Source organism: Spirochaetota bacterium, assembly GCA_038043445.1.
Classification (GTDB): domain Bacteria; phylum Spirochaetota; class Brachyspiria; order Brachyspirales; family JACRPF01; genus JBBTBY01.
The window spans coordinates 1-14981 of record JBBTBY010000016.1 but is presented as its reverse complement, the minus strand read 5'-3'; the positions used below and the strand labels follow the sequence as shown (position 1 = coordinate 14981).

The 14981-nt window shown below is 56.1% G+C and carries 16 protein-coding genes; 10 read left to right on the top strand and 6 right to left on the bottom strand.

Features of this window, described 5'->3' with window-relative positions; translation table 11 throughout:
* Positions 1-137: 137 nt before the first annotated feature.
* Positions 138-938, top strand: coding sequence for a class I SAM-dependent methyltransferase (locus tag AABZ39_02620; GenBank protein MEK6793643.1), 801 nt, complete (start codon positions 138-140; stop codon positions 936-938).
* 22 nt (positions 939-960) lie between these two features.
* Positions 961-2670 carry a FapA family protein gene (locus tag AABZ39_02615; protein ID MEK6793642.1) on the top strand — a complete coding sequence of 570 codons (1710 nt, stop codon included), beginning with the start codon at positions 961-963 and terminating at the stop codon, positions 2668-2670.
* A gap of 25 nt (positions 2671-2695) precedes the next feature.
* Here the strand turns inward: AABZ39_02615 and AABZ39_02610 are convergent, their stop codons facing one another.
* Positions 2696-3397 (bottom strand): hypothetical protein, encoded by a 702-nt coding sequence (locus AABZ39_02610; GenBank protein ID MEK6793641.1) that lies wholly within the window; start codon positions 3395-3397, stop codon positions 2696-2698.
* 261 nt (positions 3398-3658) lie between these two features.
* Here AABZ39_02610 and AABZ39_02605 point away from each other — a divergent pair, with 261 nt between their 5' ends.
* Genes AABZ39_02605 through AABZ39_02585 form a run of 5 tightly spaced genes read left to right on the top strand, consistent with a single transcriptional unit; the run spans position 3659 to position 7223 of the window.
* Positions 3659-4474 (top strand): AraC family transcriptional regulator, encoded by an 816-nt coding sequence (locus AABZ39_02605; protein MEK6793640.1) that lies wholly within the window; start codon positions 3659-3661, stop codon positions 4472-4474.
* Between the two features lie 44 nt (positions 4475-4518).
* Complete coding sequence (locus AABZ39_02600; GenBank protein MEK6793639.1) at positions 4519-4893, top strand: NADH-quinone oxidoreductase subunit A; 375 nt, start codon at positions 4519-4521, stop codon at positions 4891-4893.
* The gene (nuoB, locus tag AABZ39_02595) at positions 4890-5519 is read left to right on the top strand and encodes an NADH-quinone oxidoreductase subunit NuoB (protein MEK6793638.1); all 630 of its coding nucleotides are present in this window, start codon (positions 4890-4892) and stop codon (positions 5517-5519) included. The genes AABZ39_02600 and nuoB overlap by 4 nt, the downstream gene beginning before the upstream one ends.
* Complete coding sequence (locus AABZ39_02590; GenBank protein ID MEK6793637.1) at positions 5516-6034, top strand: NADH-quinone oxidoreductase subunit C; 519 nt, start codon at positions 5516-5518, stop codon at positions 6032-6034. Before nuoB ends, AABZ39_02590 begins: the two co-directional genes overlap by 4 nt.
* A 58-nt stretch (positions 6035-6092) precedes the next feature.
* Positions 6093-7223 carry an RNA polymerase sigma factor RpoD/SigA gene (locus tag AABZ39_02585; GenBank protein MEK6793636.1) on the top strand — a complete coding sequence of 377 codons (1131 nt, stop codon included), beginning with the start codon at positions 6093-6095 and terminating at the stop codon, positions 7221-7223.
* 14 nt (positions 7224-7237) lie between these two features.
* On the opposite strand, the gene AABZ39_02580 is transcribed toward AABZ39_02585, so the two are convergent.
* The 5 genes from AABZ39_02580 to AABZ39_02560 all read right to left on the bottom strand — a co-directional run bounded on the left by AABZ39_02580 (position 7238) and on the right by AABZ39_02560 (position 10969).
* On the bottom strand, positions 7238-8224 hold the full coding sequence (locus tag AABZ39_02580; protein MEK6793635.1) for a DHH family phosphoesterase: 987 nt from the start codon (positions 8222-8224) through the stop codon (positions 7238-7240).
* The gene (rbfA, locus tag AABZ39_02575) at positions 8202-8576 is read right to left on the bottom strand and encodes a 30S ribosome-binding factor RbfA (GenBank protein MEK6793634.1); all 375 of its coding nucleotides are present in this window, start codon (positions 8574-8576) and stop codon (positions 8202-8204) included. The genes AABZ39_02580 and rbfA overlap by 23 nt, the downstream gene beginning before the upstream one ends.
* Before the next feature lie 26 nt (positions 8577-8602).
* Positions 8603-9208, bottom strand: coding sequence for a hypothetical protein (locus tag AABZ39_02570; protein MEK6793633.1), 606 nt, complete (start codon positions 9206-9208; stop codon positions 8603-8605).
* A gap of 82 nt (positions 9209-9290) precedes the next feature.
* On the bottom strand, positions 9291-9824 hold the full coding sequence (locus tag AABZ39_02565) for a 5-formyltetrahydrofolate cyclo-ligase (protein MEK6793632.1): 534 nt from the start codon (positions 9822-9824) through the stop codon (positions 9291-9293).
* Positions 9825-9838: 14 nt separating this feature from the next.
* Positions 9839-10969, bottom strand: a complete 1131-nt coding sequence (locus AABZ39_02560; protein MEK6793631.1) for an ABC transporter substrate-binding protein — start codon at positions 10967-10969, stop codon at positions 9839-9841.
* Positions 10970-11053: 84 nt separating this feature from the next.
* On the opposite strand from AABZ39_02560, the gene bioA reads away from it, so the two are divergent.
* The 3 genes from bioA to AABZ39_02545 form a co-directional block, all read left to right on the top strand.
* A complete protein-coding gene (bioA, locus tag AABZ39_02555) occupies positions 11054-12394 on the top strand; it encodes an adenosylmethionine--8-amino-7-oxononanoate transaminase (GenBank protein ID MEK6793630.1) in 1341 nt (446 codons plus the stop codon).
* A gap of 66 nt (positions 12395-12460) precedes the next feature.
* On the top strand, positions 12461-14494 hold the full coding sequence (locus AABZ39_02550) for a HAMP domain-containing methyl-accepting chemotaxis protein (protein ID MEK6793629.1): 2034 nt from the start codon (positions 12461-12463) through the stop codon (positions 14492-14494).
* 141 nt (positions 14495-14635) lie between these two features.
* The coding region (locus AABZ39_02545) for a hypothetical protein (GenBank protein MEK6793628.1) at positions 14636-14981 on the top strand (346 nt) is incomplete at its 3' end.

Below are 14981 nucleotides of genomic sequence, written 5' to 3'. Positions count from 1 at the left end.
TCTACTCAAAAAAAACACTCATACAACGCAAAAAGCCGCCGAAAATAGAGCCAAAGGCCATTCGCACCGTGCGTGATGGCGGGTGTGCGGGCACTGCCCGCGGACCAGAACGGAAACTCTTCTTAAAAGGTGTTCCCATGGTACGAGTGGCTTGCGAGATGTGCGGCAGTGAAACGACGGAACGGGTGTATACCGATAACGGCCCCGGGTATGAGCGGTGCGTGCACTGCGGCCTTGTCTATCAGAATCCGCAGCCGAAACTCGACGATGTGAAGAGCATCTACAACGAGAACTATTTCGAGTACGAGGTATCCAATCACTCGAATTTCTTCTCACTCATGAAACGCGGGCTTGCGGATATACGCTTTGATGCGCTGACGCAGAAATTCGTTCGGCGGCGCATACTCGATATCGGCTGCGCTACCGGCCTGCTGCTCAATCATCTGAAGGAACAAGGGTGGGATTCCTACGGCGTCGAGATATGCCATGAGTCGGCGGAATATGCGGCGGAGGAATTCGGCCTTACGGTGTTCGAGTCCAAGCTCGAGGATGTCCATTTTCCCGACTGTCATTTCGATGTCGTGCATCTTTCCCATCTCATCGAGCATGTGCCGCATCCGCGTGAGCTTATCGAAGAGATCTATCGGGTGCTCATCCCCGGCGGGTATATGATACTGACCACGCCGAACATCGACGGGATGGCGGCGCGGCTGTACGGCGAGGACTGGCGCTGTGTCATGGACCAGCATCTCTATCTGTTCTCGAAGAAGACGATGAAGCGAATGGTGGAGGACGCCGGCTTTACGGTGTCGCGGCAGATATCATGGGGGAGCCTCCCTGTCGAGAAGAACCCGTCGCCGCTCCTCAAGAAGATAACCGATCGTATGGTGAAGCTCCTCAACGTAGGCGATGTCATGCTTCTCCTCTGTGAAAAGTAATGTATAGGAAGGAAGGTGTACCGTGCCTGAAAAAGACAAAGAAGTAAAGGCCACACAATTCCAGTTCTCCTTCGACCGGGAAAGCAATATACGGCAGGTATATGAGCTCATCGCGAGCGGTTCGAAGGACAACGCGCTTTTTGAGGCGCTTGCCCATCGGTTCGTGAAACCGCAGGACCCGATACTCAAGGCGTTGGTGAAAGACCCCGGGATTAAACCCGGTCGCGGCGTCATATTCGAAAAAACATCCGGGCTGTATCGGGCTGAGAATTTCGGCTATGTCCATTATGAAGGGCTTGTTGCCGTCGAGGTTCTCCCGTTCGTATACGTGCATCCGGAACAATATATCGCGATGCTCATACTCCCGCCGATGGAGAAGGTAAAAAGCCCCATCTTCATTGAAAATGTCCTTGGCGCCGTCGAAGCTATCGGCATCAAGGTGCCCATCGATCATGAAGCGGTAACGCGCGGGACGCAGGACGCTCTCTCCGGCGGCAGGGGATGCGCCGTCGTGATAGCCGAGGGGAAGGCCCCGGTGCACGGCAAAGTGCCGAAGGTCAAAGTCGATTATATCTTCAAGGTAGAGGCCGGTAAGGAGACGAAGGGCGGCACCATCGATTTCCGCGAACGCGGATTCGTGCATAATGTCCGCGCCGGCGAGGTCATAGGGCACTATGATGACCCTGTCGAGCCGGTCAACGGCATGGATATTTTCGGCAGCGTCATCAAGGCGGCCATGGATAAGGACCCCGTCTATCGGCTCGGCAAGAACGTCGAGGGGGACCAGTATACGAAGGACATCATCTCAACGATAGACGGCATCATCAGCATCACCAATAATCTGCTGTCGGTGTACGACGGAACGGAAATAGAGAAGGACGTCGATTTCTCCACGGGGAACATCGAGGCGCAGGGTTCGGTCGTCATCAAGGGGAATATCACGCCCGGTTTCGTAGTGCGCGCAAAGGGCGATATCATCGTGAACGGGAACATCGAGGATGCGGTCGTCGAAAGCGCAGGGAATGTGATAGTACAGGGCGGCATCATTGGCGGCGAGAAAAGTTCTATCAAGGCCCACGGCCATGTGAAAGCGAGCTTTCTCCGCAACGCCCCCATCGAATCGTACGGCGATGTCATCATCGATCAGTCGATAATGAACTCGCAGGTGAAATCGGATGGGCGCATCATCTGCATCACCGGAAAGGGCGTAGTCCTCGGCGGAAAACTATCCGCCACGAAAGGTATATTTGCCAACATAGCAGGGGCATCGTCCGGCACGGCGACCGAGATGGTCGTCGGCAGAAGCCTTGAGGCGGACAATCGCCTGAAGGAGATATTCGAATCGCTTAAGACGAACAAGGAAAACCTCAAGAAGATAAAAATGGCGCTTGGCGATGAGTACTTCAAGGACCCCAAGGCGTTCCTTTCACGGCTGCCTGCGGGCAAAATACCGATGGTAAAGGATCTCCTGACGCAGGTGGCGGATATCGTCAAGAAGAACACCGATCTCGAAGCGGAGAAGAACACCCTTCTCGATCAGGCGCATACGCAGTCGAGATCGACGGTGACGATATATCAGACGATATTCGAGGGCGTCATCATTTTCATCAATCACCTGAAACGTGCTGTCTCGAAAGAGATATCGGGCAGCGAATTCTTCTACATGGATGAATACGACGCTATCGGTGAGCGGGCGCCGCATAAGCTCGATCCGAAGGAATTCACGTTCTGATCGTTCCTGCAGCCCTGAGCGGTCCCTATTTCAGCGCGAATGCATACGAGAACCAGGCGACTACGCCGAGCCCCCAGCTCGCTCCCGTGCCCAGACCGAAACAATTCGCTCCGATGGACCCTTGGAAACCGGTTCCGGGGAGGCTGAACCATATACCGGGAAGTACGGCAGCGCTTACCCGCGCGTTCGGTGCCGTCGGATCGAATGTACATGCGGGATCGAATTCGACATAGAGGGCGAAGGCGTCCTTGACGACGCGCCATACCGGGGCAATGACGGCGCTCACGGTCGCGGTGCGTATATCCGAGTACGGCATGCGCGCGAGCACATTGACCTCAAGCGCAAGGACGTCGTTCTCCCAGAAAAAATGATATTGCGGCGTGACGAATGTCGAGCTTATCTGAAGGGCGATGATATGCTCCGGCGTGATGGCGAAACGAGGCATGACCCAGTTGAAGAACGCGAATGACGGCGTTACGCCCACTTGTGCAAGGCTGGCAAATATGTCGGCGTTCTTCGTCGCACCGTACGCGCATACCAGGTCAGCACCCGCGGTCACCGCTGTATTGGTGGTGATAACGCTCGATGTCGAGAGGAATGGATTGACGAACACCGTTCGTTCAGCGATAAGGCCGTTCCAGGCGTTGTAGGAATACCCGGACAGGAACCCGCTCATGCAGAGCATCAGCGCTGTGATGCGAACCGGAAACATCGTTGATCTTCTCATACATACTCCTCGATACAGATTGCATGGCCCGATAGTATCATTTCTTATTGGCGAATGCAAGCGAGAGCGTCGATGCGTCGATACGTTCCTCACAAAAATAATGGGAAAAGCAGCAGAGGTCATGAGGGAGTAGGGAGAGGTCACGGATGAACAGATGATGATTTGACTCCGCATGTCTTCTCGCGTACAATAGAGATACTTGGGCCTGAAGATCCAATGACCTTTCTTATGATCTGCGGCATTCCATGACGTGAGGGAGCGATGACGCGCATCCAGTATCTTATCGAGCGCATCGGCGCGGACAATGTGCTCTCACTGAGCGTGCATCCTTTGATAACCATACCCAAGACACATCCGGCATGGTTCGAGATGCGGCTCGCCCATCACAATAATCCGATATGCCTTGCCGTGAAGAAGAGCCGGGCGAACCATGAACGGTGCGTGCAGTATAAGACCGCGAAAGTGGCGCGCGCGCTTACCGCCGACGGGCCGTGCTTTGACATCTGTCCGTTCGGCGTGCTCGATCATATCGTGCCGGTAAAGCCGCCGAACCCGTCATTCGTGCTTTTCATCAGCTATGCACGAGCGGTCATCGGCACCCCCCGTGCCGGCGTCGTCCACCAGTTCGTCGATGAGGCGTCGCTCGAGAAGAACGTCTCACTCGCGCCGTACCTTTCGCAGATAGCCCATGTGCGGTCAATAACGGAAGCGGTGCTGTTCGCCGGCATGGACCCGCTGACGCTCCCCGTCCGCGAAAGCGTCCTTGAGAAGAAGGTGCGTATCGCCCGCGATATGGTCGCGGAGTATTTCAGGCTCGATGTTTCGCTCAGGAAGATAGCGCAAGCGCTGCGCATGTCCGAGGCGCTTCTCGCCCGGTACTATAAGAAAGCGTTCGGTCATACCCTCCATGACGATCTGAACCGGGAACGCATCGCCTATTCGAAGCGGCTTCTTGCCAAAGGCTATTCGATAACGGACGCCGCCTTTGAATCCGGTTTCAACGACGCGAGCTATTTCTGCCGCATGTTCAAGCGTATCTCCGGCAAAAGCCCGCGTTCGTGGAAGCGGGGGTATTGATTTTTATGCGAAGCACCCTATAATCGCTCAAAAGGCCATACACCATGGAACGCACTGTCATACCTTTCATCCTGCAGATCGCATTCGCTGTTGCGGCGTCCGGCGCGTTCATACTCGTCGGTTTCCTTTTTTCCCCGAAGCGTTTCACAAAGAAGAAGATGGATGCCTATGAATGCGGAGCGGGGTATTTCCATGATGCCCGGGTGCCGATAGAGATAAAATTCTACGTTATCGCCGTGCTCTTCCTTTTGTTCGAGGTGGAGGTAGTGTTCTTCTTCCCGTTCGCTGCATCGCTTAAGTCGTTCATCCGTGAAGGCTCGTCGATACGGGCGCTTGCCGGCATGCTCGTGTTCGTCGCGGTGCTCTTTGTCGGATATCTCTACGCGCGTGCCAAAGGCGCGCTCTCGTTCAGGGAATGACCATGCCGCTCGGGGAACAATCATCATACAAGGGGCTCGTTGTCGGAAGCCTCAATCGCTTCTTCAATTTCGCCAGGACATACTCGTTCTGGTCGCTTCCCTTTGCGACGGCGTGCTGCGGCATAGAATATATGTCATCGATGTCGCCGCATTTCGATATTGCGCGCTTCGGTGCCGAACGCCCCACGTTCTCGCCGCGGCAGACCGATACCCTCGTCGTGCTCGGTACGGTAAGCTATAAGATGGCACCCGTCCTCAAGGAGATCTACGAACAGATCTGCGAGCCGAAATGGGTGATAAGCGTCGGCGTATGCGCATCGCTCGGCGGCATGTTCAATACGTACAGCACGCTGCAGGGTATCGATAAGATAATACCGGTGGCGATGTATGTGCCGTTCTGTCCGCCGCGTCCCGAGGTCATTCTGCAGGCGATAATGCAGCTCCAGAAGAAGGTACGCGCCGGCAGGGGCGAGGTTTGCAATGTCGGTATTGAAGGATATCAGGAGCGGCAGGCGGGGAAACTCATGCTGACGGCGGAGGAGGAAGCGGAGATCGAGCGCATCGCTTCCGGTACGCGCGCATCGTGCGGTTTCATGTACGATCACCCCGAGGGCTGCCGACAATGAACATATTCACCGGCATCATCGAAAGCCGCCCCGGGCTTATCGATTCGCTCGCACCGGATGTGTCCGGCATCCACGCGGCATACACACGCCCGCACAAGCTCATCGATCTTCTCACGCTCTTGAAAGGCGAGGGATATGTGATGCTGAAGGACATGAACGCCGTCGATATGCTCGGCATGAAGGATATCCCCGGGGATGCCGAGAATCGCTTTTTTGTATATTATCTGCTGTATGCCCCGGCGGCAAAGCAGCATTGTATCGTGAAGGTCATGCTCAATGACCGGGAGGATATCCCGAGCGTAAGCGGGCTCTGGTGCGGGGCGAATTGGCAGGAGCGCCAGATCTTCGATATGTTCGGGATAGTGTTCAGCGACCATCCCGCTCTTACGCGCATCATCATGATGAACGGCTTTGAAGGGCATCCGCTGCGCAAGGACTTTCCTATTACCGGCGGCAATGGTCTTGCCTTGATCAAGGATATCCTTCTGCCGGACCCCGTCGATCCCGGGCGGTAAAAAGGATCGTACCCCCTTTGTTCCCTCGCGTGTTATAAGGTAAACGAGAGGCACATGCATGCGTTCGGTGTTCAAGCGATATGGCAAGAGGATACGGGACCTGCGCACCTTTCTCGGTGCATGCAGGAAATCCGGCTTCATCTCCGACGCTGATATACGCGATGCGGTCGCCGCGAAGATCATCGGCGCATCCGCACGGACCGCCGTAGAGCGTTTCGCAAAAAAGCATTCACTCGCCCGCGAGCGCTCGGACGACGCGCAGAAAAGCGTCCATCACGAGAAGGAAACGTTCGGTGTTGACGGCACGATCGGCATTTACCTCAAACAGATGGGGAAGACCGAACGTCTTACCGAGGATGCCGAACGAACGCTTTGGAAAAAGCTCCGGACACTCGCCGCGAAGAAAGAGCGGTATGCAAAAGCGTCCGCAGCGACCGAATTGAGTAATGTCGAAGATGAGATGAAAGAGTGCGAGCATGTGCTCATTAAATCGAATCTTCGGCTCGTGGTCAGCATTGCCAAGCGATATACCTCGAGCGGGCTGTCATTCCTCGATCTTATCGATGAAGGGAATATCGGTCTTATCGAGGCGATAGCCCGCTTCGATCATCGGAAGGGGTTCAAATTCTCGACCTATGCCACCTGGTGGATAAAGCAGTCGATATTGAAGGCCATCGATTCAAAGCGCCATATGATACGGTTCCCGATGCATATCCATCGTCTGCTCAGGCGCTATCTCGATACCATGAAAACGCTTTCACAGAAGCTCGGGCGCGACGCTTCCACGGATGAGATAGCCGCGGAGCTCGGTGTGAACGCCAAGACCGTCGCGTCGCTCGCCATGTTCTCGAAAGCCCCCGCGTCCATGGAAGCGCCGATAGGCGACGGGGAATCGTCCGACCTTTCTCAGTTCCTCGAGGATAAACGAACGCCGTCGCCGCATGAAGAGGCGTTCATCTCGAGCCTGCGCAATACGATAAACGATGTGCTCGGTGAGCTGACCGAGAAGCAGCGGCGTGTGGTCATACTCCGCTTCGGGCTCGACGGCAGTCCCGTGCGAACGCTTGAGGAAGTGGGAATGGAACTTAAGATCACCCGTGAGCGTGTGCGCCAGGTGCAGCGCGAGGCCTTCGAGCGCATCAAGCGGCTCAAATCATCGGAGCGGCTGAAGGGCTATCTGCACGATTAGCCGCCCGGGGACGATCAGCCGAGCTTCGCCGTTTCCGCGCGTATCCGCGCCGTCACTGTTTCGATGATGCCGTTCAGGTCGTACTTTGATTTCTCGAATTCGCAGCCCGCAGCTTTCACGTGTCCGCCGCCGCCGAAGCTTTCGGCTATCGCGCGCACATTGACGCCGCCGCGGCTCCGCATGCTCACGCGCCAGATGCGCTCCGTCTCGCGAACGACGAAGCCGACGCGTACGGTGCGCACGCGCATGACATAATCGATGGGGCTTACGCAGAAATCGGCATACGATTCGCCGGGGTTCTCTGTCCGCTGTACCGAATAGACGATGGTGCCGTTGTCGAACGAACGCACCTGCAGGAGCAGCTTGGAAAGGAGATGGAAATCGTTCTCGTCCATGACGCGGTTGAGCATGCCGTCGACGGCCTCCACATCCGCGCCGGCCTCGATCATGTCGGCCGCCGTCCGCAGTGAACGCTCATTGGTGTTGCGGAAACAGAAGAAGCCGGTATCGCTCGCGATGCCGGCATAGACGAGGGTGGCGAGTTCGTTTCGGATAGTGCCGGGGGCATGGAGCGCGAAGAGTTCATTGACGAGTTCGACGGCGGAGCTCGCCGTTTCATCCACATAGGTGAGCGTCCCCCCCTCGCAGCGGAGCACATGATGATCGATGAATATCACGTCATCGAACAGATGCTTGTACTCATAGAGCGTGCCGATGCGGTTGATGTCACCCGCGTCCACAACGATGAGCACGCCGTTCGTCTCGAGCTTGTTCACGTCATAGGAGAATATCATCCTGTCGATGAACGGTATGGTGGCGAGCCGCTTGTGCATGGCATCAGCGTTCACCATGACCGATTTTTTTCCGAGGGCGGAGAGCGCAAGCCCCATGACGAGCGTGCTCGTCACACAGTCCACATCGGGATTATAATGTCCGACGACGGTGAAGCGGTCGTGTTTGGCGATGCACGCGCTTATGTCACTGATCTTTTTCGTCACCATGCTCTTTCCTTTCGTTCTCAATAGCCTTCATCCTGGTCAGCACGGAGTTCATTCGTACGAGCGAGTCATCGTATACGAACCTGAGCGACGGGATGTAGCGCATCGGCATGAGGTCCTTGAGCCGTTCGATGAAGAATCCGCTCGCATGCGAGAGGGCCCGCAACACGTCTTTGACGCGCGATGTATCAAGGACGGATATCGATACGGTCGCTGTCCGCAGGTCTTTCGTCGTCTCGACCTTCGTGATGGTGATGATGGTCGCAAGACGCGGGTCCACCGATTCCTCGACGATGAGCTTGGCGAGGTGGTGGGCGAGCGTCTCATTTATCCTGTCCATTCTGTGTTTCGGCATGCTGTTTCCTTTACGATAACGGGGACTTACCCGAAGTAATGGCGTCCCCCGACAACGATGAAATTCGCTTCAAGGAAGTCTTTCCGTGTATAAAAGAGCATGCCCTTTCTCCGCCCTTCCTGCGTGAACGTGACGATGTTCCTGAGCGAGAGGCCGTGCTTGACCGCCAAACGATAATGCTGCCCGCGTTCAGTGAGCGTCCGGTACAGCGCTGAACGGTCCCTGGCTGCAGTGAAGCAGCTGTCAAGAAGGTCGCGGCTGCCGCTTTCGATGGCGTACCCGAGCTTCATGACCAGTTCGCTTTCGCTTCCTGCTCCGCTTTCAAACGGATACATACGCACCGCGTCCCCGTTGGTGACGACATGGTTCTGAGCGTGGGGAAAAAGCAGGATGAACGGAGGGCGGGAAATGCCGTCGGTACGTTCACGGCCGGCTCCTGAGGACGATATTCCGTAGGGGGTCGAACGCCAGGAGAAGCTCCGCCCATTGACCGAATACGTGCCGTTCTGGAAACGTACAAGCGCACCGGCGGGATAATTCGTTGACGCAGTATCATTCCCGATCACCACCCATACCGAACCGACGAGAGCGGCCTGTACGGGGGTGAGAAGGCACAGGCATATGAGTAGCATTGGGGGGCGCATGAGCATCCTTTTACCGTGTATGCATTCTACAGGCCCGGCGGTTATTTTGCAACAAAAAAGGGGCTCCGAATTACAGCGAAGTCCTCGCATACGGCGTAAGGATACGCGTTTCAGTGATGATCATGTCTATCTTTTCGTCGCGCGGCGTGACGGGGAGCTCCCGCAGCACCTGAAAATCGTATGCAAGTGCTACGCGCAGCGCCTTTGCGTTGCCGCGGAAGAACGTATCGTAGTAGCCGCGTCCGAACCCGATACGATTACCCGTTTCGTCGAAGGCGACACCAGGGGCGATGACCAGGTCGATGGACGACGGGTCCGCGGTCGGTGCATGTGCCGAGGGCGTGCGGAAACCGAAGGGGTCAACGGCAAGGTCGTCAATGGCATCGGTGATGATGCAGGGGCGCATGAGATTGTCCGTACGGTCGATGCGCGGCGCCGATACGGTGAGCGTATGCTCGAGCAGGTAATGGATGATGCCGCCGCTTATCGGCTCATTGCGGAAATTGAGATAGACGAATGCCTTCGTGTACTTCTTAACGTCGATACGGGAGATGAAATTCTCAAGGATGATATAGCTTTTGAGGATGACGTCCTCACGACGCATTTCCTCGCGCTGCGTCAGTATATCTTTTCTGATCTGGGCAGCTGTTTTGCGGCGATGGCCCATTTACCCCTCTTGACCTCGACAATGATAGGTGTACGCGTCGATTCCTGTTTTTCATCGAATCCGTGGGTGCCGGCGAGGCCGAGGAATTGCGATCCGGTGCGTGCGCGAAGCGTATCGATGATCTTGCCGCGGTCCGCGCCGTTCTGTGCCGCATGGAGTATCAGCCCCATCGCTTCGTAGGTGTTAAAGGCCACCCAGGTCGCGTTGCGGCCGGAAAGTTTCGCGTAACGGTCGTTGAAAATATCGATGGATTCGTTGAGATTCTTGAAGAAGATGAACGGTGTGGTCGCAAGCACGTTCTCGGCATGGTCGACGCTCGCGATGTTGACGAAATCCGCCATGGCGACATCGCTCGTGCCGATGACGGTGATGTTCGCACGTTTGGGCTTCAACTCCGAGACGATGAGCCCCGCCTCGCGGAAATTCCCTGCGATGACGACGGTATCCGGGGAGAGATTGCGAACGGTGGCGGCGAGATTGGCGAAGTCGACCTCGCCCGGCTCGAACCATTTATGCCCGGCGACCGCGAATTTCCCCGCGGCGGCATTGTCGATGGCGAATGCAGTATTCGAATACGCTGTGCCGTTCTGCGCAATGATGAACACGCGGCGCGCACCGAGCATGGCGGCATAGTCGGCGATGGCATTTCCCTCGGCCACATCGCTCACGGTCGCGCGAAAGACCGAATTCGTACCGAGTATGCCGCTTTCCGTCAATACTGGTGTGAGGACGGCTATCGGATCCCGGTCATACACTTCGCGTGCCGATGCGAGACATTCCGGAAGGACATAGCCGACAACACCGATGATATCATGTTGGCCGGCGATCGTTCGAGCATTGTCGCGGGCCTTTTCGGGATCGCCGCCGTCGTCATAGACGACAAGACCGATCTTGTTCCCGTTAATGCCGCCGAAGCGATTGACATGGTCGATCATCGCTTCGCAGCTGTAGCGCATCGCTTTGTCATACCCGGGGCGTGAAATGACGGAACTGACCGCAAGCGCAACACGATATTGATGCTGTTTGGTCCTGCATGAGATGATGGTACAAAAGACAAGTATGAGTAGTGTTATCTTTTTCATAGTGCCCACCGGATAGAATAACAATACACCGAAGCACGCTTTAAGTCAATTGTCAAATCCCTCCTTTTGCTGTAGAGTGTCGCAATGGAACGATACCAGGCGCTCGATGTCCGTCATATGTGGCATCCCTGTTCGCATATGCACGATTATGAAGCGTACCCCGCCGTTGCGGTGCGCCGCGCACGGGGCGTGTGGCTGTATACTGAGGACGGCAGAAGGATACTCGATGCCGTTTCATCGTGGTGGGTGAACCTTTTCGGTCACGGGAACAGGCGCATCGCCCGGGCGATAGCGAAGCAGTCGAAAAAACTAGAGCATGTGATATTCGCTAATTATACGCATGAGCCGGCTTCCCGTCTTGCCGCGGAGCTTTCAGGTCTGTTCGATCATCAGCTGCCGCGGGTCTTTTTTGCGGATAATGGATCGTCCGCCGTTGAGATAGCGCTCAAGATGTCATATCACTTCCGCGTCAATACCGGTGCGCCAGAACGGGATGGATTCGGCTTTATTTCGGGTGCCTATCACGGGGAAACGGTCGGCGCGCTTTCGGTCGGCGCGCTCGGTCTTTATAAGCGTATCTACCAACCGATGCTCATGAACACGGCAGCGCTGCCGGGGCCGGATTGTTACCGCTGCCCGTACGGGTTATCGCGTGAGACCTGCAATGCCGAATGTTTTTCCGGGACGGAGCGATCGATACGGGAGAACGCGCATCTTTCGGCCGTGATCATAGAACCGATGCTGCAGGCCGCCGACGGCATGAAGATGTATCCCGCCCGGTATCTCATCAAATTGCGTGCATTGACGAGGACGTTGGGTATACATCTGATATGCGACGAGATAGCATCCGGCTTCGGCCGTACCGGTGCGATGATGGCATCACATCACGCCTCCATTGTGCCGGATATCGTCACGGTGTCCAAGGGGCTTACCGGCGGTTTCCTCCCGCTTTCGGCCGTTCTCGTCAGTGAAGCGATGTATCAGGCGTTCTATGCGCCGTACAGCGAGAACAAAGCGTTCCTGCACTCACATTCCTATACCGGAAATCCCATCGCCTGTGCTGCCGCCAACGCCGTATTCGCACTTTTCCGGGAACGCGATGTGCTCTCGGATATCGCCGAAAAGGGGGCATATATCCGGGAGCGGGCGATGGCTATTGCAGGACATCCGTCGGTAGGGGAGATACGATCGCTCGGCATGGTCACCGCAATAGAACTGGTTGCGGATAAAGCATCAAAACAACCGCTCGACAGCGCCCTGCGTACCGGATACCGCATCTACCGCGAGGCGGAACACAACGGCGTTCTGCTCCGCAATCTCGGCGATATACTCTATTTCATGCCTCCGTACGTCATTTCCCGCCGCGAGATAGACAGAATGGTCGATACCGCGCTCCGTGCGATACGTTCCATCCTGCCCGAATAGCGGTAAAAATTAACCCCTCATCCGTCGATAATGATAAGGAAAGATTAGCGTCACCAGCGAAGGCGTATGAAACTTCAGTCAAAGATCATAACCGTTCATTCGGCGTTCTTCCTCCTGTTCGCGGTGTATGCCGCCGCTGTCATCGTACTGAATATCATAAGTTCCCGATACGATACCGTGAATTCTTCTCTGCTTCAGGCGCGCGCCCGTATCGCATTCGTGCAGCGGCTCCATGAGGGGAAATTCGACGAGCCTCAGCGGGAAGAATTACGGACCGCGATGTCGAACATCGGGATGGACATGCAGCGCGCGGAGCGCGCGGAGATGGACCGCGGGCATCGGGGCGAGATCGCTTCCATAGCCGCGACCGTCGAAGGCATTACGAAAGATATCGGTATCGTCTCCAATGCGTCGGTCGACGATGCATTGGTGCGCTTTCTGGCCGCGTCCGACAGGCTTGAGTCGCTCGGTGCGGGCACAGAGCGGGCGTTCGCTGCCTGCAGAAAGCTTGAGCGCGATTATTTCATCCGCCGTGAACAGAGATACGTCGATCGTTTTCTGACGGCGGTCGACCGTCTCGCGAAAAGCGCACCGCGGGAGAAGGTCCTCATCGAACGCTATCGCGCCGCATTTTCAGCGGTAGCGGAATTCGACGCCCTTCGGGCGCGCTCCGTATCCGCCGTGGGCGGAACGCTCTCGCAAGCGGCAATGCGCATCGATGAAGTGCATGCGCTCGCCGATACGCGCACTGCGCGGATGAAGAGCATTTTCTTCTGGATAACCATAGGCGCGTTCATACTGCTCCTCGGTTTCGATATCGATATGACGCTCTGGGTCATTCGGCTCACGGTGAGCCCGCTCAGGAACATCATGGGCGTCATTCGCGGTGTCGTCACCGGGAATGATCTCTCCGGCCGCATCGCGACGAAGCAGCGCAAGGATGAGATCGGCGCGTTGTCGTCGCATATCAATATGCTCCTTGATAAGATGAGGAAGATAGTCTCCTCGGCGCAGGGGCATCTGGAGGCGACCGAGGGCGAACGTAAAAATCTTGAGTCGTCGGTGGCGGTGAGCGTTTCTACCGTGCAGAACATGGCGGGCGTTATCCGTGCTGTAGAGAAGAGCATAGATACACAGCACGCGCAGGTGGCATCGGCGTCCGAGGATTCCGAGAAGCTCGCATCGCTCCTTGAGCGCTTCCGGGGCATCATCGTATCGGTGCTGGAAGAGACATCGGGGCTGACCGCCTCGATAGAGAGCGAGGTCACCTCGGTCACGCAGATATCGTCGTCGATAACCGAGATGTCGGCAACGCTCGGAACGATAAACACCATATCGACGCAGGCGGATACCTCGACGAAACATCTGGCAGAGGTGTCCGAAGAGGCGAAAACGAAGATCGATGATACTGCGGAGAAGATGGACGAGCTCCTGCAGTCGACCGCCGTCATCGGGGAATTCGTCACCGTGATAGGCACAGTAGCCGAGCAGACGAACCTGCTCGCCATGAACGCCGCTATCGAGGCAGCACATGCCGGTGAGCACGGCAAGGGATTCGCCGTCGTTGCCGAAGAGATACGCAAGCTCGCCGATCTCGCGAATCAGAAGGCCAATGACGCGAAGGCATCGCTTGCCCTGGTCGAAGCGAGCATCAACGCCACTGCGACTGAAATGAAAGCAACCGAATCGAATTTCGCTGCGGTGTTCGCCGAGACCGAACAGGTGACGAACATCATCACCTCGGTGAAGAACGCCACCGACGAGGAAGCTATCGCCGCAAAGGAGATCGTGGGCGCGGTCACCGATATCTCCGGACTTACCGGGCGCATCAAAGAGAATTACACCAACATAAACGCAGCCCTCCTGCAGATGCGTTCAAGCGTCGATACCCTCATACAGGCTGCCGGGAAAACTGCCGCATCCATTCCGGCGCTCCTTACGGTATCCGAGGAGATACGCACGGGTATGGGGACAATGGCGAACGGTATCGGTATGATCGATGAGATAGGCATAGAGCTCGTAAAACGCGCGCAGGAGACGATGAAGTCGATGCGGGCGCTTGAGGCGGACATCGGAAGGTATGCGGTGGGGAAGAAGTAGAAAGCCGTTTTTCACTGCCCTTTTTCCATTGAGAAGCGTTATATAAGGTAGCGGAGAAGTATGGCCCCTTTTGACAGGGGGCTGTTTTTGTACTATACTTCCTGTAAGCCCTCTGGTCGGGGCTATGTCGTAGGAGGCGCTATGCGCGTTCGGTTCATTGCTGTGTTCCTTGTGATATTTGCGTCTGTCGGAAGCGCGCAGGTCTTTTATATTTGGCGGCAGAGCGCGTGGGGCGGCGGCGCAAGCACCGTGGCTATATCGTCATCGAGTAATGGGAATAGTAATTACTACAGTTCCGATGGGAATGCGTTTTTTACCGGTACCGATGGCGATGGAAGCGGTGCCGTCATATTGAAACCGGTCGGTGTTATTGCGCCGATGTATAAGACCATTGGTGAAGCAAATGCTGCCGGATTATCCGCGTCGTTAGCTAATGTCGGGGGATCGAACGTGTACGATTTTTATAACTCCGTGGACGGCAATGGAT